A 21,545-nucleotide genomic window follows, 5' to 3' on the forward strand; every position below is an offset into this window, starting at 1 on the left:
GATAGGTCTCACTGGAAACGGTTCAGGTCGAATGGCGCAAGATCAATGTCGGGCGTTTCCCCCGCCAGCAGCTTGCCCATCAGGCGCGCGCATGTGGCGGCTTGCGTCATGCCCTGGTAGTGATTGCCGAAGCAATAGTACAGTCCTTCATGTCCGCGCGCCTGGCCCAGCGCCGGCCTGGCGTCGGGCAGTGCGGGGCGCACGCCCATCCATGGGACCGCACCGGAGGCATCGAGCTCCGGCAGATGCTGGCGGGCCTGTTCATAGAGGATCCAGGCGCGCTTCGCATCCATGGGCGCATCGGCGTCGGCGAATTCCGCCGTACCGGCCAGCCGCATGCCGCGCCGCATGGTGGTGGCGGTAAAGAATCCATCGGCGAAGATGATGGGGCGATTCAGCGATACGCCCGGCGTCGGCAGCATAAGATGGTATCCCCGCTCGGAAGCCAGGGGGACTCGATAGCCGAGCGGCGTCAGCAGGCGGTCGGACCAGCGCCCGGCCGCCACGATGACGCGCCTGGCCCGCCAGGTCCGCTCCGTGCTGTCCACCAGCCACCCGCCTTCTGGAGCCGGCCGCAGGCGGGTGGCGGCATGGCGCACCAGTTGCCCCCCTCCTTTGGTGACGCAAGCGGCAAGGCGGACGCCCAGCTCTCCCGGGTCGACGCAGCGCGCGGCATCGGCAAAATAGATGCCGCCTGCAAACGTGTCGCCCAATACAGGCTCGAGCTCCCTGGCCCGGTCGGGGGAGACGGTCTCGCAGGCGAAGCCGTGGGCCTGCTGCTCCCCGGCTTTTTTACGGTATGTCTCCAGCATGGCTGGCGAAGCGCAGATGGCCAATGCGCCTTGAGCGTCGATAAATTCCTCCGCCTCTGCCGCACGCAGCAGAGGCGCATAGTCGGCGACGACATTGCGGTGCAGGGCCGCCACGGCTTTCGCGCCGGCTTGCCGCTGGTGCGGCTGGTTGGCCCGAAGCATACGCAATAGCCAGGGCAGCAGGCTGGGCAGGTGGCCGGGCCGGATGACCAGAGGGCCGGACGGCTGCACCAGCATGCGCAGCAGCCCTGTGGCGCTGACATAGGATGCGGGCGGGAATATGCTGGCGGGACTGAGGTAGCCGGCATTGCCGTAGGAGGCGCGGCTCGAGGGACCGTCGGGGTCCAGCAGGACCACTGTCTGCCCTCGCAGGTGCTGATCGACGGCGATCGTCAGGCCGATGATGCCGGCGCCGATGATCAGCGTCTGTGTGTCGAAAGACGTATCCATGGCATGGGCCCTGTGCGAACGGATCTTGGCGGCGAGATCAGAGTGCGGCGGTCGCGATGATCTCCACCAGTACAGCGGGATCGGCCAGCCTGCACTCGCCCGCCGCGCGCGTGGGGGCTGCGTCCTTCGGCGTCCATTGGTCCCACACTTCGTTCATGCCCTTGAAGTCGCGGTCGATATCCCGCAACCAGATCTGGGCCGATACCAGCCGGGTTTTGTCGGTGCCGTTCAGGCGGAGGAATTCATCCAGTTTTTCCAGGACCTTGCGGGTCTGGCCCTGGATGTCGGAGCCGCCGTCTGCGGCTGTGATGCCGCTCAGGTACAGCATGTCGCCGTGACGGATGGTGCGGCTGAGACGGACGGAGGTCTGCTGGCGGATGAGAGGCTCGTTGGGCATGGGAATGATCTCCTCGATAGGGGTGGCAAATGGCGGAACGGCCCGCTTCGGCGGATGCGCTGCATCCTTGATTGAAGAGATGCGCACATCTCCATAACATCATGTCATACGACAACATGAACTCATAGTTTTATCTGTATTTTTAAGGGAAAACCCCAGATTTATACAAATTATTTAGAGGTTTTGAGATCCTATGATAGGATGACATCATAAAAAATAAAGTTGAAATCATGCGGGTGTGTAAACACTTCGTATCGCGTTCTTTCCAGGAGGAGACATCCATGAAGACCATAAAAACGTTGTTTGCCGTCGCGTCGCTGTCACTTGCGGCGCTACCCTTGCAGGCTGTGCACGCGCAGTCCAAGTCCACCCAGAACCACAGCCTGAAGAGTCCGATCCACCTGATCCATGGCCAGGCGCCCGGAGGCACGACGGATGCGATGGCGCGATTGCTGGCCCAGGAATTGACCAAGCGCCTGAATGTCGATGTGGTCGTCGAGACCAGGCCGGGAGCTGGCACCACGCTTGCCGCGGCCGCAGTGGCGCGCGCGCCGGCCGACGGCCAGACCGTGCTGTTCACGGGAAGCGGGCATTCCGTCAATGCATCGCTCATTCCCAACCTGACGTTCGATACCGCAAAGGATTTCAAGGCGATCGGAATGGTGGCCGCCACGCCGTACCTGCTGCTGACGACGCCTTCCATGCCGGTATCCAACGTGAAGGAACTGGTCTCCTATCTGAAGCAGAATCCCGATAAGGCCACGGTTGCCGTGACCAGCATCGGCTCGAGCCCCCACATTGCCGGCGCATTGTTCCGCCAGAAATCGGGGGTCGAGATGGAACTCGTTCCATACAAGGGCAGCTCCGCCCAGGTGGCCGATGTGATTTCCGGCAGGGTTCCCGTCGCCTTCGACAATATCGCGCTGATGGGACCCCATCTCGAGGCCAAGACGCTCAAGCCTCTGGCCGTCACTTCCCAGAAGCGTTCGCCCATGTATCCGGATATCCCCACCATGGAAGAGAGCGGATTCCCTGATTTCGACATCGTGGGCTGGTTCGGCGCCCTTGTCCCGACCAAGACGCCGGATGACGTGGTGGCGGTGTTCAACCAGGTGGTCCTCGAAATGAAGAAGGATCCCGCCTTCATTGCGCAGGTGCAGAAGCTGGGCGCCACCATCATGCCCGGAGGCTCGGCCGAGGCCGAGGAGTTCGTCCAGAACGACATCAAGAAAATGACTGCCATGGTGAAGGAGCTAGGCATCACGCTGAAGTGAAAATGGCTCATTGAATGCACGCCCGCTTGCCATGCACGGGAAGGGGCGTGCATTTTTCATACCCTTTGTCCGGAGGTACTGAATGACTGCTTTGAAACTGCCGCCGCGCAGCGAGCTCAATATCTGTTTCGCCCACCCATCCTATCGCTTGCTGGAACGCTTTTCGCTGCGCGACACAGGCCTGCATGCCGTCGAGGCGCGTACCCACGACGAGCTGCAGGCGTGCGTGAGCAAGGCGGATGTACTGCTCGTTTCCGGCATGCTCTGGCGCCAGGAGTATCTGGCCCAGGCCGGGCGCCTGATGTTCCTGCAATCGATAAGCGCCGGCATGGATCAATACGACAAGGCGGCGTTCAAGGCGCGCGGCATAGCCCTGACCAGCGCCCAGGGCACCAATGCGAACTCCGTGGCCGAGCACGCGCTGGCGCTCATGCTGGCAATGAACCGCAAGATTCATCTCTCGCGGGATAACCAGCGTGCCCGCCTGTGGCGGGATCCCATCTCCGACCTTGCTCTGCGCGAAAACGAGCTGTCCGGGAAGACGGTGATGATCGTCGGCTTCGGACGTATCGGCCAGCGCGTGGCCGCGCTGGCAAAGGCGTTCGACATGTCGGTGATTGCCGTGAAGCGCGACCTGACACAGGGCACCCAACTTGCCGATGAGGCGGTGACGCAGGACAAGGTGGCGGATATGGCCTCCAGGGCCGACTTCATTGTCCTGACTTGTCCGTTGAACCCGGAGACCGAAAACCTGATCGATGCGCGTGTGCTGGGCGCCATGCGCAGCACGGCCGTCCTGGTGAATGTTGCGCGCGGAAGGGTGGTGCACGAGCCGGCGCTGCTGGAGGCCTTGAGCAAGGGATGTCTTGCCGGGGCGGCGCTGGATTGCGTATGGGACGAGCCATTGCCGCCGGACAGCCCGCTTTGGGAGATGGACAATGTCCTGATCACGCCGCATGTGGGAGGAGAGACGGCGCGATTCGAGGATGTCCTGCTGGACCTGTTCATGGAGAACCTGGACAGGCTGTATCAAGGGCGGGGAGATCTCATCAACCAGGTTGTCTGAGGCCTGATGGCGGCCTGGGGCAATGGCTGCCGCCAGGTCCTTGTCAGTCCAGCAGTTCGGGCTCGGCCAGCAACAGCAGCCGGGCCAGTTCCGTTGCGTTCGCGCAGGCGGTTTTTTCCATGACGCGCTGGCGGTGGATATGCACGGTCTTTTCGCTGATGCCGAGCGTTTGCGCGACGTTCTTGTTGGCGCGGCCGCGCGCCAGCAGCCGGGCGACTTCCGCTTCGCGCGGCGACAGGCCCTCCAGCATGGCGATGGCATGCCTGCGCCGCTCCGTATCGCGCCGTTGCTGTACGCCGCGCTGGACCGCCAGCGCGACGGCATCCAGCAGGGCCTGATCGCGGAAGGGCTTTTCCAGGAAATCGCTGGCGCCTGCTTTCATTGCCTGCACCGCCAGTTCGACGTCGCCATGCCCCGTGATGAATACGATGGGAATATGCCAGCCTTGAGCATTGAGCCGCTGCTGCAAATGCATGCCGCTGATCATGGGCATGCGGATGTCCAGCAGCAGGCAGCCGAGATCGTCGGGCGCCGAGGCATGGGCATCGAGGAAAGCCTGTGCGCTGTCGTAGTCGCGTACGGGCCAGCCGACCGACTCCAGCAGGAAGATCAGCGAACGCCGGAAGGCGTCGTCGTCATCGATCAGGTAGATGGTGGTGCAGGGTTCAGCATTCATGAGCGGGTAGCGCCAGTGTGAAAATCATGCCGGGGCCGTCGGAAGCCATGCTTGCGTCGAGCCGCCCCTCATGGACTTCCGCAATGCCTTCGCAGATCGACAGGCCGAGGCCCAGGCCGTCTTCTTTGGTAGTGCGGAAAGGTTCGAACAGTTGTTTCGGGGCGATGCCGTCCAGCCCGTGTCCATAGTCGCGGATGGCGATCAGGATCAGGCCGTTTTCCAGGGACAGGCCGACATGCATGCGCCTGTCCTGCTCGGGCAACTGCTGCATGGCGTCCAGGCCGTTCTTCAGGAGGTTCAGCAGGATCTGCTGTATCTGCAGCGCATCGGCATGGATGCAGGCCGAGTCAGGCAGCCGATTGTCCAGCACGATGTCCGGCGGAGAGGAAAGCATGCTGCGAAACAGGGCGAGCGTATCCCCGACCACGGCATGCGCCTTGTGCATTTCCCGTTGCGGGGGGCGCTTGCGGGCAAAGCTCCGGATACGCTGCAGGATGCCGGCGGCCGTCCCCGCCTGGGCGACGATTTCCGTCGAGGCCTGCTGCACGGCGGCATCCGTCAGGGCGCCCCGCTCCATCCTGCGCAGCAGGCTTTGTCCATAATTCGCGATACCCGCCAGTGGCTGGTTCAGCTCATGCGCGAGCGTGGCGGACAGCTCTCCCAGGATGGACAGACGCGACAGATGGTGCGTCTGTTCCTGGTGCGCGCGCATGCGTTCGCGCATGGCATTGCCTTCTTTCAGGGCGGCCTGGAGTGCGGCGGTGCGCTTGTGCACCAGGTGCTCGACGCGCACGGTGTAGAAGATGCCGCAAAGCAGCAACAGCAGGGCGATGGCCAGGAAAGGCCAGTATTCCCGAGCCAGGGCGCGCAGCGAGGGCTCGCGCAGATAGGCATAGGGGCCGATCTGCAGGTCGCGGAAAAGTTCGTGCACGGACTGGTAGTCCGCAGGAACGGACCAGGAAATCCCTTCCCGGTCCGGCAGCATCTGCAGCAAGGCGACGATGACGGCGCGCGAGAGGGCCGGATCGGTATGGCGCAGGGAGGCGATGGGCCAGTCGGGATAAAGCCGGGTGGAAACGGCGCAGGCCAGATTGCCGTCCGTTCGCGGAGACAGCACGCGGAAATGCGCCTGCCAATCGGGGATGGATTCCAGCACGCAGGCGCGCACGATGCCGGCGTCGGCCTTGCCGTCGCGTATGGCCTGCAGCACGTTTTCCATCGGCAGCCCGGTGTACACCAGGCCTTCCAGGTGTTTTTCCGGATCGATGCCCAGCTCTTTCAGTTCGCGCCATACGATCTGGTAGCCGCCGAATCCTTCCGGCGTGGTCGCGGCCAGCCGCTTGCGGCGCAGGTCGGACAACTGCTGCAGGTCCGTGCGGTTGCTGCGAGCGATGACGGCGGCGCCCAGTGCATAGTCGGCTGTCGGGCTGCGTTCATGATGCAGCGTGGCGATGCGGCTGGCGCCAAGACTGGTTTCCAGCTCGACGTAGTGGCCGGGATTCGTCAGGACGAAGTCGATCGTCCCTTCACGGACAGCTTGTTGCAGCGTTGCATGATCCGCCTGCAGCAACTCGAAGACGCGAGGCGACAGCGTATGGTTCAGGTGCGCCAGCATGGGTTGCCAGGTCGCCTGGATGAATTCGGCATTGCGGTAGGCCAGGACGCCGATGCGTATCGGCGCTTCGGCGCCGGCTGCGGGCGCAGGCACGGATGCGCCGGCCGGGCGGCTGGCCGCCAGGCAAACAGAGATCAGCAGGACGGGAATCCACGTCTGGAGTATGCGCATAGATGCATGATATCCAAGCATGGGCGGAAATATATTGCCTGCCATTTCGCAAGCTTGATTAGCATCAATAGACGGTAAAATCCCGTCATTCCTTCATAGCCGCACGCATATCGGAGATCAAACGATGAGTCAGTCAACGGAATTTGCCGCCATGCCCGATGAGCATGGGTTCTTCGGCAGTTATGGAGGGCAGTTCGTGCCGCCGCACCTGAAGCAGGTAATGGATGACATCAACGCGGCCTATGACGAAATCCGCCGGCGCGCGGATTTCCAGCAGGAGCTGGCCGGCCTGTTTGCCGATTACGTGGGGCGTCCCAGTCCGGTGTTCCATGCGCGCAGGTTGTCCGATCAACTGGGCGGAGCGCAGATCCACCTGAAGCGCGAAGACCTGAACCATACCGGGGCGCACAAGATCAATCACTGCCTGGGCGAAGCCTTGCTGGCGAAATTCATGGGCAAGCGGCGCGTCATCGCCGAAACCGGGGCGGGGCAGCATGGGGTGGCCCTGGCGACTGCGTGCGCGCTGGTCGGCATTCCCTGCGAAATCCACATGGGGCAGGTGGATATCGAAAAAGAGCATCCCAACGTCATCAAGATGAAAATCCTGGGCTGCAAGCTGGTGGCCGTGACCCGAGGGGCGGCCACGTTGAAGGAAGCCGTGGACAGCGCATTCGAAGAGTACCTGAAGGATCCCGAGGGTACTTTGTATGCCATCGGGTCCGTGGTCGGCCCGCACCCGTTCCCCAAGATGGTGCGCGATTTCCAGTCCATCGTCGGGCGCGAGGCGCGCGAACAGTTCCTGGCGCGCCACGGCCGCCTGCCGGATTACGTCAGCGCCTGCGTGGGCGGAGGCTCCAATGCCATCGGCATGTTCACGGCATTTCTGCCGGATGCCGATGTCAGCCTGGTGGGTGTCGAACCGGCAGGCGAAGGACTGGATCGTCCCGGAAGGCATTCCGCAACGCTGACCAAGGGACGGCCCGGGCAATTGCATGGCATGGCCTGCTATGTGCTGGAAGACGGGCAAGGGAATCCCGCGGCGGTCCATTCCATTGCTTCCGGGCTGGATTACCCCGGCGTTGGCCCGCAGCATAGCTATCTCAAGGAGATAGGGCGCGTCGTCTACGATGTAGCCTCTGATGCGGAGACTCTGGATGCGTTCATGACGCTGTCGCGCGTGGAGGGCATCATTCCCGCGCTGGAAAGCGCGCATGCAGTGGCGTGGGCCATGCGTACCGCGCCTTCATTGCGCGCAGACCAGCATATCCTGGTGAATCTGTCGGGCCGTGGCGATAAGGATGCCGACTATGTCGCGCAGAAGCTGGGGCTTTGAGGCTCATCAGGCCGGGGAGGACTAGCGCAGCCTGGCTTCCATGAGGTCGATTTCGTGCACCAAGGTGCGCGAGGCTTCGTCCGACAACTGGTCGGTGCGGGCCAGGCGGAAAATGGTGTCGCGTTCCGCGCGCAGGCCCACCACGCGGAAGTATCGCTCCAGTTCAGCGCTGGCCCGCAGGTTCTCCGCCTCTTCGTCGGCCAGGCTGCCGTTGTCGATGCGCTGCCGGTAGACGTCCATGGCGCGCGTTGCCGCCTCCGCATACATTTGCGGATTTTCCTGCGCGGGTTCCAGCAGGTGGCGCGCCTTTTCGATGGCCTGCAGGGCGGACATGGCGGCTTCCTTGCGCGCCTCCTCTTCCTCGGCCTGGCGCGCGGACGCCGGCGGAAGCTCCAGGCCTGCCAGCAGCCGGGGCAGGCAGGCGCTGGCGATGACGAGCGACAGGATGATGACGATGGAGGCGAGGAAGATGGCCAGGTCGCGCGCGGGGAAGGCCGCGCCGCTGGGCAGCAGCAGCGGCAGGGTCAGTACGCCGGCCATGGTGATGGCGCCCCTGACGCCGGCCAGGGACACCGCCAGCGTCAGCCGCAGGTCGATGCGGTCGGCCTGCCCGCCGCGCTTGCGGGCGATGAAGCCGTTGACCTGCATGCACAGCCATACCCAGCCGAAACGGATCAGCGTCAGCCCCGCATGGATGGCCAGGGCGTAGACGACCAGCCACCAGGGGTTGTGGTGCCCGGTCTCTTGCACAATCTGCACCGCGCCCCGGAGAATGCCCGGCAATTGTTCGCCCAGCAGCACGAACATGATGCCATTCAGGGAGAACTGGATCATGTCCCATACGGATTTGCGCTGGATGCGCGTGACGGCCAGTGCGCGGCCCGTCAGCTCGACCCGGCTCATGGCGATGCCAGCGCCGACGGCGGCAAGAATGCCGGAAGCGCCCAGGTGTTCCGCGATGAGGTAGGCGCCGAAAGGGATGAGCACGCTGATCAGGATCTGCGCGCCCGGCTCTTCGCCGAAGTGGCGCCCCAGCCAGGTCTGGGCGAAGGCGACGGCATAGGTGAATGCGGCGCCGATCAGCAGGCCGCCGGTGGCCACCCACAGGAAGGTCAGCGATGCGGAGGACAAGGAAAAGACGCCGGTCATGGCGGCCGCGACCGCAAAGCGGAAGCACACCAGGCCGGATGCGTCGTTCAGCAGCGATTCTCCTTCCAGGATGTGCATGATGCGTTTGGGGATGGGCACGCGCGCAGAGATGGCGGATACCGCAACGGGATCGGTCGGGGATACGATGGCGGCCAGCGCGAATGCCACAGGCAAGGGCATGGCGGGAATGAGCCAGTGCAGGAAAAAGCCCATGCCCACGACGGTGACGACGACCAGGCCCAGCGCCAGCTGCACGATCATGACCCTGTCCTGTTTCAGAACGCGCTTGGGGATGCGCCAGCCGTCCAGGAACAGCAGCGGAGGCAGGAACAGCAGGAAGAAAATGTGCGGGTCCAGCGCCATGCTGTGCGAGGTGGCGCTGGAAATCAGCGCGCCCAAGGCGATCTGGATGAGAGGCAGCGGGATCGGGATGGGAATGGCGCGGGTCAGCCAGCCGCTGACGACGACCGCCAGGAGCATGATGAGAATGACGCTGATCGTTTCCAAGATTCGGGCTGTATGGCTGGAAAATGAGGGAGCGCGAAACGGGGTGGCCTCGCGGGCATGATGGGGAAAGTTTGCAGGATTTCCCTGATCAGGGCAAGCCGCCTTTCCATCATTGGGGCTAGCTATAATTGCCGGATGAGCAAAAAGATCCTGATCGTTCGTACCTCGTCGCTGGGCGACCTGGTACATATGTTGCCTGCCATTTCGGATATCGCCCGGCATGTGCCGCAGGCAGAGATCGATTGGGTGGTCGAAGAAAATTTCGCGGAGATTCCCGCGTGGCACCCCGCCGTGCACGAAGTCATCCGCGTGGCGCACCGGCGCTGGCGCAAGTCCTGGCGTGCCTCGCTTCCGGAGCGCCGCGCCTTGCGCGAGACCCTGGCCTCCCGGCAATACGATGTCATCCTCGACATGCAGGCGCTGATGAAATCGGTCTGGATCGTGCGCCAGGCCAAGGGCACGCGGCATGGCCTGAACTGGCGTTCGGCGCGGGAGCCGCTGGCATCGCTGTTCTACGACGTCAGGCACAAGGTCGAGTTCTGGCAGCCGGCGGTAACGCGGCAACGCCAACTGGCGGCGTCTGTTTTTGGCTACCAGTACGAAGGCGAGCCGGATTACGGACTGCAGGGCCTGACCGACGGCATCGAGATCGGCCAATACGCCATGATCATGCCGTCCGCCAGCCGCGACGACAAGCTCTGGCCGGAAAGCGACTGGCATGCGGTGTTCAATCGCCTGCAGGAGCATGGGCTGCAACTGAAGCTGTTGTCGGGCAACGAGCAGGAAACGCAGCGCGCCAGGGCTTTGGTTGCCGACCGCGAGACGGCCGAGGTCCTGCCCCGCATGGGGCTGACGGATGTGGCCCGTATCATGGCCGGCGCGCGTGTCATGGTCGGGCTGGACAGCGGCCTGACGCATTTGTCGGCGGGCCTGGGTCGGCCGACCATCGGCATCTACAAGGCGTCCACGCCTGTGCGCACCCCGCTGGTGAGCGCCGCCTACACGGCAAGCCTGGGAGAGCGGGGCAATGCACCCTCGGCCGAGACCGTGCTCAGCGCGCTGGAGCAGGCGCTGGCCTCGGGAGCGCAGGGCAGGGAACTGGCGTGAACCGTACGATCTACACACTGCTGCTGCGCTGCCTGTCGCCCGTACTCTTGTCCTGGATGTGGCTGCGGGCGCGCAAGGCGGGCGGGCAGTGGGGCGTGTTTTCCGGGCGCCGGTTCGGTTTCTATCCCGGCAAGGCCGTTGAGCACGGACAGGCCGATATCTGGGTGCATGCAGTCAGCCTTGGGGAAACGCGCGCGGCCCAGCCTTTGGTCAGGGAGCTGCTGGCGGGAGGCCGCCGGATCTTGCTGACGCACATGACTGCAACGGGGCGCGAGGAAGGAGGACGATTGTTCGCTGAAGCCATTGCGGACGGCCGCCTGGTCCAGGAATGGCTGCCCTACGATTTTCCCGGAAGCATGCGCCGATTCCTTGGCCACTACCGGCCCAAGGTCGGCGTGCTGATGGAACGCGAAGTCTGGCCCAACCTGATGGCTTCGGCGCAGATGCTGGCGATTCCCATGGTGCTGGCCAGCGCCCGCATGTCGGAGAATTCCGCGCGGCGCACGGCGAAGGCGGGCGGCATCATGCGCGGCGCCTACGACGGGATACGCATGGCCTATGCGCAGACCGAAACGGATGCCGAGCGCCTGCGCCGCGCCGGTGTGAAGCACGTGCGCGTCTACGGGAATTTCAAGTTCGACATGACATTGCCGGAAGAACAGATCCGGGCCGGTCGTGAATTCGCTGGTCGGCTGCCTATGCCGATCATCTCCATCGCCAGTACGCGCGAAGGGGAAGATGCGCTGTTCGTGCAGGCCATCCGGCAGCAGCGTACCGATGCCGTGCTGCAGAAGGGCGGCGATCTGCTCGGGCGCGTGCTGTTCATGCTGATTCCCCGCCATCCGCAGCGGTTTGCCGAAGTGGAGGGCATGCTTGAGGATTCGGGCTTGCCGTTCCTGCGCTGGTCCGATATTTCCGCGCAGGAAGATCCGGCGTCCTCCTGTCGCGATGTGCTGGTGGTGCTGGGCGATACGATAGGCGACATGGCACGCCATTACTCGGCATCGGCGGTCTCCATCGTGGCGGGCAGCTTTGCGCCGCTGGGCGGGCAGAACCTGATCGAGGCCTGTGCCGCGGGCGCGCCGGTCATCGTGGGACCGCATACCTGGAATTTTGCCCAGGCGGCCGAGGACGCCATTGGCATCGGCGCCGCGCAACGCGCCGAGAATCCCGAGCAGGCGCTGGTCCTCGCCATGCAATGGCTGGAGGACGAAGCGCTGCGCGCCTCCATGTCGCAGCGCGGACGGGAATGGGTGCAGGCGCATGCGGGCGCCGCGCAGCGCGTGGCATCGCAGATCATGGCGATCTAGGTCAAATCAAAGTTCCACGGGTGCCGCTACACTAGGAGAAGGATCCCGTTGCCGAGGCGATGGCGCCGCATGGCATACGGTAGACGAGGAAGCACATGAGCAAGGATGACATTCAGTTGCTGAGCGCGCTGGCGTTGGCGCTGACCCGCTATCCGCGATCGACATTGCAGCAATTGGCGACCCATGCGGGCATCAGCAAGGCGACGCTGTACCGCATGGCGCGCACGCGCGAAGAAGTGGTGGAGCGCATCGTCGCCCACGCGTCGGGCGCGCTGGCGGACGCCTTCGACAATGCCGGCCTGGAAGACCAGCCGCCGCTGCAGGCGCTGCACAAACTGACGACGGCCCTGCTGGACATACGGCAGTTCTTCTCCTTCCTGCTGATGAATCACTGGCTCACGCATATGGACCGCGGACAGGATCCGCACGAAACGGAAGAATGCCAGCATTACATCCGCCGCGTGCACGCCTTTTTCCAGCGGGGGCAGGAGGAAGGCGTGTTCCGCGCCGACGTGCCGTCGCTGTGGCTGGCGCGTTCCTACGATTTCCTGCTGTTCAGCATGATGGAGTCGGAGCAGCGCGGCGACATCGAACCCGACGCCATGGTCGGGCTGGTGGAGCAACTGTTCCTGGGAGGAGCGCTGGCCAAGCAGGCCTAAGGGCCGCCTGCCGGCGGCCCCTGGCATCACCTGCGGCTACAGGCCGTGGTACTTGCGGCCGATTTCCACGGTTGCCTGGAAAAAGCCCGCCTTGGAGCCGCAGTCGTAGCGGGTGCCTTCGTACTGGTGGCCGAAGACGGACTGGGCCTGCAGCAGGCTGGCAATGCCGTCCGTCAGCTGGATTTCTCCGCCCACGCCTGCCTGTGTCTGGCGCAGGTGCTCGAAGATTTCCGGTTCCAGGATATAGCGTCCGACCACGGCCAGGGTCGAAGGGGCGTTTTCGGGGGCCGGTTTTTCGACGATGCCTTCCACCCGCAGCGTATTGCCGCCGACCGTCGAGCCAGAAATGATGCCGTACTGGTTGGTGCGCTCGCGAGGCACGTCCTGGATGGCAAGCACGCTGCCGTTGTGCTGGTGCGCGGCATCGATCAACTGGCGCGTCACCGAGGTGGGGGCGTCGAGCAGGTCGTCGGCCAGTATGACGGCGAACGGCTCGTTGTTCACGATGGGCTCGGCGCAGAGCACGGCATGCCCCAGCCCCAGAGGGGCCGGTTGGCGCGTATAGATACAGTTGACGTAGGAAGGGATCACGTTGCGTACCGTTTCCAGCAGCGCCAGCTTGTTCTTGGCTTCCAGGTCGGCTTCGAGCTCGGGCACTCGGTCGAAGTGGTCCTCGATGGCGCGCTTGTTGCGGCCGGTGACGAAGATCAGGTCTGTGATGCCGGCCGCGATGGCTTCCTCCACGGCGTACTGGATCAGCGGCTTGTCGACGATGGGCAGCATCTCCTTGGGCATGGCTTTGGTGGCCGGAAGGAAACGCGTGCCCAGCCCGGCAACGGGGAAAACGGCTTTGCGGATAGGTTTCATGTTGGTTGGCGTGAGGAATCGGAAGAGGGGGCGGCTGCCGCGGACGCTTCGTGAGCAGGTTCGCCCAGCTTCAGGGCCTGGGCGTTGCGCTCGAACACAGGGCGTCCGCTGCGTCCTTCATCGGACGGCGACTGGCCGAACAGCCCTTGTCCGAATGCGAACAGGGCCAGGTTCAGGGCGACAATCAGCAGAAACAGAAAACGCACGTCGGTATCATACGGTGGCTGTAGTGAATGCAAGTGTAAGACGAAACGGCGGGTCGTGTCCTGACTGGCTGTAAGGGGGACGGTCAGGATGCGTCCGAACCTTGCGCCAGTCGCGCCAGGCCGTCCAGCACCAGCGAGGGCAGCCAGCGGATGGCGGAGGCGGTATGGCCTTGGTCCGCGCAGGCCTGGGAGAACAGCCGGTCGACCTCTTCCCGTATTTCGAACCATGCTCCGCCGGAAACAAATATTTGCGGAGGCGCGGCGCAGGTTTCCCTGACGATGTGCCATTGCCGCAACAGTGCGCCGGCCTGCGCGGCGGCGATGCCGCTGGCAATGGCCTGTTCCGTGTGGTCGGGGTGATGGGCGACGGTACCTTGCGCCATGGGCAGGTTGGCTGTGCCGCTGGCCAGCGAGGCATGCATCAGCCGCACGCCCGGCAGGATGAGCCCCCCATGGAAGCGGCGAGCGCCTGCCTCGGCCCGGCTGTCGGAGCAGGTCTGGACGGGGCCGAGGGAGTCGATCGTCGTCGCCGTGCCGAAACTGGCGAGCAGCAGGGGGCTTTCGGCCAAATGGCGGGCGTGCGCTGCCAGGCCGATCAAGGCCAGCCAGCGATCGGCGCCCAGCTGGGATGGGTCCCGGTAGCCGTTGATGACGCCGGCCGCCGCGGGCGTGCCCCGAACCCAGTCGATGCGGCATGTCCAGGGCTCCAGCAGGGCCTGTATCCTGGCGGCCATGCCGTTGCCCGCCACATTGACGCCAATGGCCTTCCGGGGCGGAGCGGGAAGCCGGGCCAGCCATTGCGGCAGTTGCGCCTCCAGATCCGCATGCGCCAGGGCCAGGGGTTCCCGCTCGCGCCGCTCGGCGGCATCCGCAAGCGGGCCCGGCGCTTGCAGCCAGCCGAATTTGATGCGGGTATTGCCGGCGTCTATCAGCAGGATCATTGCGCGCGCACCGAGATTTCGCCGACGGATACCGAGGCTTCCTGCATGCCCGTGCGCACCAGCAACTGGCCGTCGCCGTCGATGCCGGCGGCAATGCCGGAACGGATGATCTTGCCATTGTCGATGATGTCGACTCCCTTGCCGGAAAGCGCGTCCACCAGGGCGTGGCGCGCGGGCAGGCCGTCGAAACCGTGGGCCGTGACGTGGTTCAGGCTGCGTTCCAGGTTGCCGACCATGGCGGCAACCAATTGCGCCATGCCGGCGGTGCGCGCGGCCGGATCCTCGGCGGCGATTTCGGACCAGTCCGCCACCTTCCGGTCCAGGGCCTGACTGAGGGCGCGCGCGTCGTCCAGGTTGAGCCCGATGCCGATGATGACGACGTGATGGTCGGGCGCCAGGGTGGCGGTGCCCGAGCGTGTCGCCTCGACCAGGATGCCGGCCAGCTTGGCGAAATCCCACTGGAGATCGTTGGGCCATTTCATGGTGAGGCGGTGGCGGTGCTCCGGCGACAGGAACCCGCGCAGCGCCTCGCAGGCGGCGATACCCGCCAGGGGCGACAGGGCGGGCAGCCTGCGCGCCGGCAGGAAAACGTCGAAGGCGCAGGAAAACATCAGGTTTGCGCCGGGGCGGTTTTGCCATGTCCTGCCGGCTCGGCCTCGGCCCCGTTCCTGCAGGTGCACGCCGAGCAGCCAGGGCCGGGCCAGCCCGGGGGAGCCCGTCCGGGCGTTTTCCATCAGGTCGGCGTTGGTGGAGGCCGTTTTTTCCAGCCAGTCCACCCGGCGGAACTGCGGCAGCAGCTGCCGCAGTTCACGGGCCATGGCATCCGGCGGGGGCAATGCGGGAAGAGAATATGTCATGTCATGAAGCGTCGTTGCATTCGCACAATGGTGCGCCGACCGTTATATTACGGGTTTCGTTGTCTGTATGCCGAGAGGATTCTGATCAATGGCTGTTCGTACGGAGCAGATGGTTTTCCAGGGACTGGCGGGGGATATTTCCTGCGCGATCGATTGGCCCGATGGCGAGCCCCGGGGGTGGGCGCTGGTGTTGCATCCCCATCCGCTGCAAGGGGGCGCGCGCGACAACAAGGTCGTCACCACGATTGCGCGCTCCTGCGTGCAAAGCGGCATGGCGGCGGTGAGGCCCAATTTTCGCGGGGTGGGAGGTTCCGCTGGCGAGTTCGACAATGCCGTGGGCGAAACGGCGGATATGCTTGAGTTGATTCGCCAGTTCCGCGAGCAATACCCGGAACTCGTCGCCGGCAAGTGGCTGATGGGCGGGTTTTCGTTCGGCACCTCCGTTGCCGCGCAAGTGTATTCCACGCTTGCCCAGGAAGGCCGGCCCGTGCCCGGCGCCCTGGTGCTGGCCGGTTCCGCCGTGGCGCGCTTCCGTTTCCGCGATGTCCATGTGCCCGCCGATACGCTGCTGCTGCACGGAGAGGACGACGATGTGGTGCCGTTGGAGGAAGCCATGGTGTTCGCCCGCGAAAAAGGTCTGCCCATGGTAGTGGTGCCGGAGGCGGGCCATTTTTTCCATCGCAAGCTGACCATCGTCAAGCAATTCGTCCTGCAGCGCCTGGCGCTGCTGTAGTACAGTGTTTCATTAGGGCAGGCCCGGAGGGCTTGCCTATCTCGCCGGCCGGTATTAGTATTTATATAGTGTACTATTTAATAGTTCGATATTTTTTTACTCAAAGGAGAGTGCCATGTCAGTCGAAAAAGTCCTCTACCGCGCCACCGCCACTTCCACCGGAGGCCGTGACGGCGCCAGCCGCAGCAGCGACGGCGCCCTGGAAGTCAAACTGTCCACCCCTGCGGAACTGGGCGGCAAGGGCGGCGACGGCACCAATCCCGAGCAGTTGTTCGCCGCGGGCTATTCCGCCTGCTTCCTGGGCGCGCTGAAGCTGGTGGCCGGCCGCGAGAAAGTGGCATTGCCCGATGCGTCCTCAGTGCAGGCGGAGGTCGGCATCGGCCCGATTCCCAATGGCTTCGGCATCGAGGTGGCGCTGACTGTATCGCTGCCCGGCATCGACCGCGCCGTTGGCCAGGATCTGCTGGAAAAGGCGCACGTGGTCTGCCCGTACTCCAATGCGACGCGGGGTAATGTGGATGTAACGCTGAAGCTGGCCTGATCAGGAGTCGCCGCGCGCCTGCTTGCTGCTTTCCATGATGGCAAGCGCCTGGCGCTCGATGAAGTCGCCCATGGTATCGATGCCGCGCAGCGACAGGATGGTATTGCGCACGGCGGCCTCGACCAGGACGGCGAGGTTGCGCCCGGCGGCCACCTGCAGGGTGACCTGCCGGATGGGAACGCCCAGGATCTCCTGGGTCTGTTCCTGCATGGGCAGGCGCTCGAATACAGTGTCGCTGGTCTTGCGTATCAGGTGCACGACCAGCTTAAGGTTCATCTTCCTGCGTACCGAGGTTTCGCCGAAGATGGTGCGGATGTCCAGCAGGCCTATCCCCCGGACTTCCAGCAGGTTCTGCAGCAGCGCGGGGCATTGTCCTTCGATGACGTGCGGGGATGTGCGCGACAGTTCCACGGCATCGTCGGCTACCAGGCCATGCCCGCGCGAGACCAGCTCCAGGGCCAGTTCGCTCTTGCCCAGTCCCGATTCGCCGGTCAGCAGCACGCCCAGTCCCAGGACGTCCATGAAGACGCCATGCAGGGTGGTCTTGGGCGCCAGCCTCTTGCCCAGGTAAATGCGCAGGATATCGATGGCCTGGGCCGCATCGATGGAGGACGCCAGCAGGGGCACGCCGTTGGCGTCGCAGAACTGGCACAGATCGCTGGGGGCGGGGGCGTCCCCGGCAAGCACGATGGCGGGCACGCCGCCGGCCAGCAGGTCCTCCAGGAGATGCTGGCGCCGGCTCGTATCGAAATTCGTGTAGAAGCTGACTTCTTCCGGCCCGAGCACCTGCACCCGGGACGGGTGGATGAGATTCAGGTGGCCGACCAGGTCGGAGGCCGACAGGCCGTTGTCCGGGATGGGGCGATGCGCCGAGGATTCGCCGGCAACCCAGGACAAAGGTATCTTCTCGCTGTTGTCTTCGACAAGATGCTGTACGGTCAACATGGTCGGCATCGTCGTCCCGGGGCTTTCGCCCTAGCTGGAAAGGCTGGAGGTCAGCAACTGGTGCAGCTGCTGCGGATCCTGTTCGGTGGCAAGGGCCTGGCGCACGGTTGCATCGGACATCAGGCGGGCGATTTCCGACAGCAGGTCGAGGTGCAGCTGGGTGGCGGTTTCGGGCACCAGCAGGAAGAACAGCAGGCTTGCCGTACGGCCGTCGCTGACATCGAAATGCACTGGCTCGGCAAGGCGCAGGAACGCGGCGCAGGGCTCTTTCAGGTCCTTGATACGGCCGTGCGGCACGGCGACGGAGTGTCCCAGGGCGGTAGAGCCCAGGCGCTCGCGGGCCATCAGGCTCTGGAAAACGGTTGTGCGGGCCACACCGTGATGATTTTCAAAGAGAAGAGCGGCTTGTTCGAAGGCTCTTTTCTTGCTGGTTACCGGCAGGTCCAGAACGATGTTTTCTGGAGGCAGGATACGCGACATGAGGTTCATAGATCGGGATTATATGGGCATTGTGCCGACGGATGGAACCATTGTTGGAAATGCGCTAAAAACATCCGCGCGCCATGCCTTCGGAGGGCACACCGCGGTGTCTGTCGGCCGGAGGATCCGCCGGGGATGCCGGGACTGGCGATAAATGCCGCCGTTGTAGCGAGAAAGGGGGGCATGCGGGGGAGAGGTGCTTTGTCGATGCAGCGCTGCCAGTGGGTGGCCGCGCTGCAAACGACTGCCTGTTTCCTGCGGGGTTCCGTGCCGGGAGGGCTGGAGACCCGGTCTCATCCGGAAGGACGAGGCCTTTGCCGATCAGGAATCAGTCGCTGGCTTCGAGCTGCTGCCGTTTGGCTGGCTCGTGCGCATGGCTCTGCGCTTTGGTCTTGTACTTGATGACCTGGCGGTCGATCTTGTCAGCCAGAAGATCGATGGCGGCGTAGAGGTTTTCATCGGTTGCTTCGCAATGGATGTCCTTGCCGCGCAGGCGCATGGTGACTTCTGCCGTATGTTCGAGTTTTTCCACCGATAGCACGACTTGAGTGTCTATGACATTGTCGAAGTGCCGGGAAACCCGAGCCATCTTGTTCATGACATATTCGCGGATGGCTGGCGTTATTTCGAGGTGGCGACCACTGATATTCAAACTCATATACGTGTACTCCCTGGTGCTTGATCGTTTGGGATACGGCTGTGCGCACAGGCGCATTGTTGACTGTCGTGTGTTGGGACTCCTTCATCGATAAGACACAGCTTCAGTGTATAGCGTATACAAACTAAATCAAGTGGGGGAAATCAAGGAAACTTCGCTTTACATACGGAAATTCTTGCCCAGGTACACCTGGCGCACGGCCTCGTTGTCGATGATTTCCGAGGGTTTGCCGTTGGTCAGCACGGTGCCTTCGCTGATGATGTAGGCGCGGTCGCAGATGCCCAGGGTCTCGCGCACGTTGTGGTCGGTGATCAGCACGCCGATGCCGCGGCTTTTCAAAAATTGCACGATACGCTGGATTTCGATGACGGCGATGGGGTCGATGCCGGCAAACGGCTCGTCCAGCAGGATGAAGCGCGGCTGCGTGGCCAGGGCGCGGGCGATCTCGACGCGGCGGCGCTCGCCGCCCGACAGCGAGACCGCCATGTTGCGCCGGATGTGTCCGATCTGCAGTTCGTCGATCAGGGATTCCAGCAGTTCGCCGATCCGTGCGCGGCCCATGGGCGAGCCATCGGGGTTGCGCTGCAGTTCGAGCACGGCCTGGATGTTCTGCTCGACGGTCAGGCGGCGGAATACGGAAGCGTCCTGCGGCAGGTAGGATAGCCCCAGCTGCGCGCGCTTGTGCATGGGCAGGGTGGTGATGGGCGTCCCGTTGATCTCGATGCGGCCCGCATCGGTAGGCACGATGCCCACGATCATGTAGAAACTGGTGGTTTTCCCGGCGCCGTTGGGGCCGAGCAGGCCTACGACCTCGCCGCCCGCCACGGACAGCGAGACATCGCGCACGACGGTGCGCTTGCCATAGGTCTTGCGCAGGCCGGTGGCCTGCAGGATGCCATGGTCGGCGGTCGGCGATGCTGTTTCTGGCGACGGATTGATTGCTGTGTCGGGCATTGTCTGTGTTTCTGTGGTCAGCGGGAAGAGGCCTTGCGGCATTGCTCGATGGCGGCGTCGATCTTCGCCCTGGGCTGGGCGACCGAACGCACCCTGCCTCCCGCCGCGGCGGATTCCTTGCCGCCGTAGGCTTCGTAGGTATCGCTCTTCTGCTTGTAGATGACGCGCGCACCGCTGATGGTGTCGAACGGCTTGCCGCAGATGAAGCGCGTGACGGTCGCCTGGCCGATCATTTCGATGGTCTCGTCCTTGCCGTTGTATTCACCCCGGCGTCCCTTGGCCTCGATGACCTCGAATCGCTCCGGATCCTCCTGGCGGACATGGACCAGCTTGTTGCCGCCGACGGTGGCCGTGCCGTACTGGAAACCCTGCGCATCTTCGCGCACGACGAGCTTGTCGGAGTGCAGCGTCATGGCGCCGCGCGTCATGATGACATTGCCCGTGAAGGTGCTGACCTTGGCGGAGTCATCGTAGTTCAGGCTGTCGGACAGGATCAGGGTGTCGGGTTCTTCTTGCTGTGCCGTCTGTGCGGATGCGGGGCCGCCTGCCGCGGCAAGCAGGGCCGCGCAGGCGGCAAGCAGGGAAAAGACGGTGGCGTGTTTTTTCATTGGGCTTTGTCCGCGTCGGCGGAATTGTTGTTGGATGGTGCGCGCCGGTCGCGCCCGGAAATCTTGACGTCGCTGGCGGAGTGTACTTGCAACTGGCGGGTCTTGTTATCGTAGCGCATTCCATTGCCTTTCATGACCGAGTTGCCGTGCAGCACGACGGCGGGCTCGTCGGTCAGGACGACGTCTTCGTCGGTCAGCAGCGTCAGGGTTTCGCTGGTGACCTCCAGCGGCATGCGCTCCTCGTCGCCCTGGCGGTTGACGCGCGCGTTGCCGCGCATGACGATGCGGGCGCCGTCCTGGTCCATGACAGCCATGTCGGCGGTGCCTGTCGTGACCGGGGCACCGTCCTGCTGGCCGGCTGCGCGCGGCTGCGTGATCTCGTAGGAGTCGTCGTCGGGATAGTGCACCATGTAGTCGCCTTCCAGGCGGTTGATGGCGCGGCCGTTGGGGTCGGAGCGCAGCATGACGAATTCGCGCGCCCACGAGTCGGGCTCATGCGTGACGCGGCGTGGCGGATCCTGCAGGATCGAGCGATGAGTGTAGTCGGCCGCCCACCAGGTGCCCGCCACCAGCAACAGCAGCAGGACGAGGGCGATGAGTCCGGGAAGTCGATCTCGCATGGGCTTTACTGGATCGCCCCGGTCAGCCGGCTGACGCCAGCGTTCAGGCAGGCGCCGAGCTTGCCCTGGGCGGCCAGCAGCAGGTCGCAGCACTCGCGCGCGGCACCGCCGCCGCCGGGCGCCGTGGAGACCCAATGGGCGATATGCGCGACATAGCTGGGGGCCCCGGGCACGCTCGCGGCAAAGCCGACGCGCTGCATGGCCTGCATGTCGATGATGTCGTCGCCCATGAAGCCGATCTGGTCGAGCTCCAGGTTTTCCGCCTGGGCCAGTTCGGAGAGCACGGCCGCCTTGTCGCGGGCGTTCTGGTAGACCAGGGAAATGCCCAGTTCCGCGGCGCGGCGGGGAACGATGACTCCCTGGCGGCCGGTGACCAGGGCCACGGCGATGCCGTTTTCACGCAGCAGCCGCAGGCCGTGTCCGTCGAGCACATGGAACGACTTCACGGCCTCGCCCTGCTCGGAATACCAGAGGCGGCCGTCGGTCAGCACGCCGTCGACGTCGAAGGCCATCAGGCGGACGCGCCGAGCGCGTTCGATCGCGGCCGGGTTGGTCCGGGCGAGAATCAGGGCTTCGGCGGGGTGGGGAATCAGATTGGCGGCGTTCATG

At 64.2% G+C, this 21,545-nt stretch carries 24 protein-coding genes; 8 read left to right on the top strand and 16 right to left on the bottom strand.

From position 1 onward, the window contains the following. Positions 1-8 precede the first annotated feature (8 nt). Entirely contained in the window at positions 9-1,262 is a 1,254-nt protein-coding gene (locus tag EV686_RS02405; protein WP_132473063.1) for an NAD(P)/FAD-dependent oxidoreductase, read from the bottom strand. Between the two features lie 37 nt (positions 1,263-1,299). Then, the gene (locus EV686_RS02410; RefSeq protein WP_132473065.1) at positions 1,300-1,659 is read right to left on the bottom strand and encodes a RidA family protein; all 360 of its coding nucleotides are present in this window, start codon (positions 1,657-1,659) and stop codon (positions 1,300-1,302) included. 281 nt (positions 1,660-1,940) lie between these two features. Here EV686_RS02410 and EV686_RS02415 point away from each other — a divergent pair, with 281 nt between their 5' ends. Together EV686_RS02415 and EV686_RS02420 are read left to right on the top strand one after the other, a co-directional pair. Continuing rightward, the gene (locus tag EV686_RS02415) at positions 1,941-2,933 is read left to right on the top strand and encodes a Bug family tripartite tricarboxylate transporter substrate binding protein (protein ID WP_165972469.1); all 993 of its coding nucleotides are present in this window, start codon (positions 1,941-1,943) and stop codon (positions 2,931-2,933) included. A gap of 82 nt (positions 2,934-3,015) precedes the next feature. After that, complete coding sequence (locus EV686_RS02420; RefSeq protein WP_132473069.1) at positions 3,016-3,999, top strand: D-2-hydroxyacid dehydrogenase; 984 nt, start codon at positions 3,016-3,018, stop codon at positions 3,997-3,999. Positions 4,000-4,042: 43 nt separating this feature from the next. Here the strand turns inward: EV686_RS02420 and EV686_RS02425 are convergent, their stop codons facing one another. Together EV686_RS02425 and EV686_RS02430 are read right to left on the bottom strand one after the other, a co-directional pair. Then, positions 4,043-4,675 carry a response regulator transcription factor gene (locus EV686_RS02425; RefSeq protein ID WP_132473071.1) on the bottom strand — a complete coding sequence of 211 codons (633 nt, stop codon included), beginning with the start codon at positions 4,673-4,675 and terminating at the stop codon, positions 4,043-4,045. Further along, positions 4,665-6,461, bottom strand: a complete 1,797-nt coding sequence (locus EV686_RS02430) for a sensor histidine kinase (RefSeq protein ID WP_132473073.1) — start codon at positions 6,459-6,461, stop codon at positions 4,665-4,667. The genes EV686_RS02425 and EV686_RS02430 overlap by 11 nt, the downstream gene beginning before the upstream one ends. A gap of 124 nt (positions 6,462-6,585) precedes the next feature. On the opposite strand from EV686_RS02430, the gene trpB reads away from it, so the two are divergent. Next, positions 6,586-7,794 carry a tryptophan synthase subunit beta gene (gene trpB / locus EV686_RS02435; protein WP_132473075.1) on the top strand — a complete coding sequence of 403 codons (1,209 nt, stop codon included), beginning with the start codon at positions 6,586-6,588 and terminating at the stop codon, positions 7,792-7,794. A 21-nt stretch (positions 7,795-7,815) separates the two neighbouring features. On the opposite strand, the gene EV686_RS02440 is transcribed toward trpB, so the two are convergent. Further along, entirely contained in the window at positions 7,816-9,450 is a 1,635-nt protein-coding gene (locus EV686_RS02440; protein ID WP_132473077.1) for a Na+/H+ antiporter, read from the bottom strand. Between the two features lie 135 nt (positions 9,451-9,585). On the opposite strand from EV686_RS02440, the gene waaC reads away from it, so the two are divergent. From waaC to EV686_RS02455, 3 genes are all read left to right on the top strand, one after another. Further along, on the top strand, positions 9,586-10,557 hold the full coding sequence (gene waaC / locus EV686_RS02445; protein WP_132473079.1) for a lipopolysaccharide heptosyltransferase I: 972 nt from the start codon (positions 9,586-9,588) through the stop codon (positions 10,555-10,557). Next, entirely contained in the window at positions 10,554-11,867 is a 1,314-nt protein-coding gene (locus tag EV686_RS02450; protein WP_132473081.1) for a 3-deoxy-D-manno-octulosonic acid transferase, read from the top strand. Before waaC ends, EV686_RS02450 begins: the two co-directional genes overlap by 4 nt. A gap of 95 nt (positions 11,868-11,962) precedes the next feature. Then, positions 11,963-12,526, top strand: coding sequence for a TetR/AcrR family transcriptional regulator (locus tag EV686_RS02455; protein WP_132473083.1), 564 nt, complete (start codon positions 11,963-11,965; stop codon positions 12,524-12,526). Positions 12,527-12,562: 36 nt separating this feature from the next. Here EV686_RS02455 and galU read toward each other — a convergent pair whose 3' ends face one another. The 4 genes from galU to EV686_RS02475 form a co-directional block, all read right to left on the bottom strand. Then, positions 12,563-13,393: a UTP--glucose-1-phosphate uridylyltransferase GalU gene (gene galU / locus EV686_RS02460; protein WP_132473085.1), complete on the bottom strand. Its 831-nt coding sequence runs from the start codon at positions 13,391-13,393 to the stop codon at positions 12,563-12,565. Then, positions 13,390-13,599 (bottom strand): hypothetical protein, encoded by a 210-nt coding sequence (locus EV686_RS02465; protein ID WP_132473087.1) that lies wholly within the window; start codon positions 13,597-13,599, stop codon positions 13,390-13,392. The genes galU and EV686_RS02465 overlap by 4 nt, the downstream gene beginning before the upstream one ends. 83 nt (positions 13,600-13,682) lie before the next feature. Further along, a complete protein-coding gene (locus EV686_RS02470; RefSeq protein ID WP_132473089.1) occupies positions 13,683-14,540 on the bottom strand; it encodes a type III pantothenate kinase in 858 nt (285 codons plus the stop codon). Then, positions 14,537-15,397 carry a biotin--[acetyl-CoA-carboxylase] ligase gene (locus EV686_RS02475; RefSeq protein ID WP_132473091.1) on the bottom strand — a complete coding sequence of 287 codons (861 nt, stop codon included), beginning with the start codon at positions 15,395-15,397 and terminating at the stop codon, positions 14,537-14,539. The genes EV686_RS02470 and EV686_RS02475 overlap by 4 nt, the downstream gene beginning before the upstream one ends. 88 nt (positions 15,398-15,485) lie before the next feature. Between EV686_RS02475 and EV686_RS02480 the strand changes: the two genes are divergently transcribed. Both EV686_RS02480 and EV686_RS02485 read left to right on the top strand, forming a co-directional pair. Further along, positions 15,486-16,130: an alpha/beta hydrolase gene (locus EV686_RS02480; RefSeq protein WP_132473093.1), complete on the top strand. Its 645-nt coding sequence runs from the start codon at positions 15,486-15,488 to the stop codon at positions 16,128-16,130. 115 nt (positions 16,131-16,245) lie between these two features. Further along, on the top strand, positions 16,246-16,671 hold the full coding sequence (locus EV686_RS02485) for an organic hydroperoxide resistance protein (protein WP_132473095.1): 426 nt from the start codon (positions 16,246-16,248) through the stop codon (positions 16,669-16,671). On the opposite strand, the gene hprK is transcribed toward EV686_RS02485, so the two are convergent. The 7 genes from hprK to EV686_RS02520 all read right to left on the bottom strand — a co-directional run bounded on the left by hprK (position 16,672) and on the right by EV686_RS02520 (position 21,544). Further along, complete coding sequence (hprK, locus tag EV686_RS02490) at positions 16,672-17,616, bottom strand: HPr(Ser) kinase/phosphatase (protein ID WP_132473097.1); 945 nt, start codon at positions 17,614-17,616, stop codon at positions 16,672-16,674. It abuts the gene before it with no gap. A gap of 30 nt (positions 17,617-17,646) precedes the next feature. After that, positions 17,647-18,105 (bottom strand): PTS sugar transporter subunit IIA, encoded by a 459-nt coding sequence (locus tag EV686_RS02495; protein ID WP_132473099.1) that lies wholly within the window; start codon positions 18,103-18,105, stop codon positions 17,647-17,649. Positions 18,106-18,424: 319 nt separating this feature from the next. Further along, on the bottom strand, positions 18,425-18,754 hold the full coding sequence (gene hpf / locus EV686_RS02500) for a ribosome hibernation-promoting factor, HPF/YfiA family (protein WP_132473101.1): 330 nt from the start codon (positions 18,752-18,754) through the stop codon (positions 18,425-18,427). A 159-nt stretch (positions 18,755-18,913) separates the two neighbouring features. Continuing rightward, positions 18,914-19,708, bottom strand: coding sequence for an LPS export ABC transporter ATP-binding protein (gene lptB / locus EV686_RS02505; RefSeq protein ID WP_132473103.1), 795 nt, complete (start codon positions 19,706-19,708; stop codon positions 18,914-18,916). A 17-nt stretch (positions 19,709-19,725) separates the two neighbouring features. Beyond that, positions 19,726-20,316: a lipopolysaccharide transport periplasmic protein LptA gene (lptA, locus tag EV686_RS02510; protein WP_132473105.1), complete on the bottom strand. Its 591-nt coding sequence runs from the start codon at positions 20,314-20,316 to the stop codon at positions 19,726-19,728. After that, positions 20,313-20,936, bottom strand: a complete 624-nt coding sequence (gene lptC, locus EV686_RS02515; protein WP_132473107.1) for an LPS export ABC transporter periplasmic protein LptC — start codon at positions 20,934-20,936, stop codon at positions 20,313-20,315. The genes lptA and lptC overlap by 4 nt, the downstream gene beginning before the upstream one ends. Before the next feature lie 5 nt (positions 20,937-20,941). Beyond that, the gene (locus EV686_RS02520; RefSeq protein ID WP_132473109.1) at positions 20,942-21,544 is read right to left on the bottom strand and encodes a KdsC family phosphatase; all 603 of its coding nucleotides are present in this window, start codon (positions 21,542-21,544) and stop codon (positions 20,942-20,944) included. Position 21,545 lies beyond the last annotated feature (1 nt).

Origin of the sequence: Paracandidimonas soli (genome assembly GCF_004342005.1) — a bacterium.
GTDB classification, from domain to species: domain Bacteria; phylum Pseudomonadota; class Gammaproteobacteria; order Burkholderiales; family Burkholderiaceae_B; genus Paracandidimonas; species Paracandidimonas soli.

Bases quoted from the DNA above. Each gene is read 5' to 3' on its own strand.
- EV686_RS02405 (WP_132473063.1), bottom strand. From the start codon at position 1,262: ATGGATACGTCTTTCGACACACAGACGCTGATCATCGGCGCCGGCATC.
- EV686_RS02410 (WP_132473065.1), bottom strand. From the start codon at position 1,659: ATGCCCAACGAGCCTCTCATCCGCCAGCAGACCTCCGTCCGTCTCAGC.
- EV686_RS02415 (WP_165972469.1), top strand. From the start codon at position 1,941: ATGAAGACCATAAAAACGTTGTTTGCCGTCGCGTCGCTGTCACTTGCG.
- EV686_RS02420 (WP_132473069.1), top strand. From the start codon at position 3,016: ATGACTGCTTTGAAACTGCCGCCGCGCAGCGAGCTCAATATCTGTTTC.
- EV686_RS02425 (WP_132473071.1), bottom strand. From the start codon at position 4,675: ATGAATGCTGAACCCTGCACCACCATCTACCTGATCGATGACGACGAC.
- EV686_RS02430 (WP_132473073.1), bottom strand. From the start codon at position 6,461: ATGCGCATACTCCAGACGTGGATTCCCGTCCTGCTGATCTCTGTTTGC.
- trpB (WP_132473075.1), top strand. From the start codon at position 6,586: ATGAGTCAGTCAACGGAATTTGCCGCCATGCCCGATGAGCATGGGTTC.
- waaC (WP_132473079.1), top strand. From the start codon at position 9,586: ATGAGCAAAAAGATCCTGATCGTTCGTACCTCGTCGCTGGGCGACCTG.
- EV686_RS02455 (WP_132473083.1), top strand. From the start codon at position 11,963: ATGAGCAAGGATGACATTCAGTTGCTGAGCGCGCTGGCGTTGGCGCTG.
- galU (WP_132473085.1), bottom strand. From the start codon at position 13,393: ATGAAACCTATCCGCAAAGCCGTTTTCCCCGTTGCCGGGCTGGGCACG.
- EV686_RS02470 (WP_132473089.1), bottom strand. From the start codon at position 14,540: ATGATCCTGCTGATAGACGCCGGCAATACCCGCATCAAATTCGGCTGG.
- EV686_RS02475 (WP_132473091.1), bottom strand. From the start codon at position 15,397: ATGACATATTCTCTTCCCGCATTGCCCCCGCCGGATGCCATGGCCCGT.
- EV686_RS02480 (WP_132473093.1), top strand. From the start codon at position 15,486: ATGGCTGTTCGTACGGAGCAGATGGTTTTCCAGGGACTGGCGGGGGAT.
- EV686_RS02485 (WP_132473095.1), top strand. From the start codon at position 16,246: ATGTCAGTCGAAAAAGTCCTCTACCGCGCCACCGCCACTTCCACCGGA.
- hprK (WP_132473097.1), bottom strand. From the start codon at position 17,616: ATGTTGACCGTACAGCATCTTGTCGAAGACAACAGCGAGAAGATACCT.
- EV686_RS02495 (WP_132473099.1), bottom strand. From the start codon at position 18,105: ATGAACCTCATGTCGCGTATCCTGCCTCCAGAAAACATCGTTCTGGAC.
- hpf (WP_132473101.1), bottom strand. From the start codon at position 18,754: ATGAGTTTGAATATCAGTGGTCGCCACCTCGAAATAACGCCAGCCATC.
- lptB (WP_132473103.1), bottom strand. From the start codon at position 19,708: ATGCCCGACACAGCAATCAATCCGTCGCCAGAAACAGCATCGCCGACC.
- lptA (WP_132473105.1), bottom strand. From the start codon at position 20,316: ATGAAAAAACACGCCACCGTCTTTTCCCTGCTTGCCGCCTGCGCGGCC.
- lptC (WP_132473107.1), bottom strand. From the start codon at position 20,936: ATGCGAGATCGACTTCCCGGACTCATCGCCCTCGTCCTGCTGCTGTTG.
- EV686_RS02520 (WP_132473109.1), bottom strand. From the start codon at position 21,544: ATGAACGCCGCCAATCTGATTCCCCACCCCGCCGAAGCCCTGATTCTC.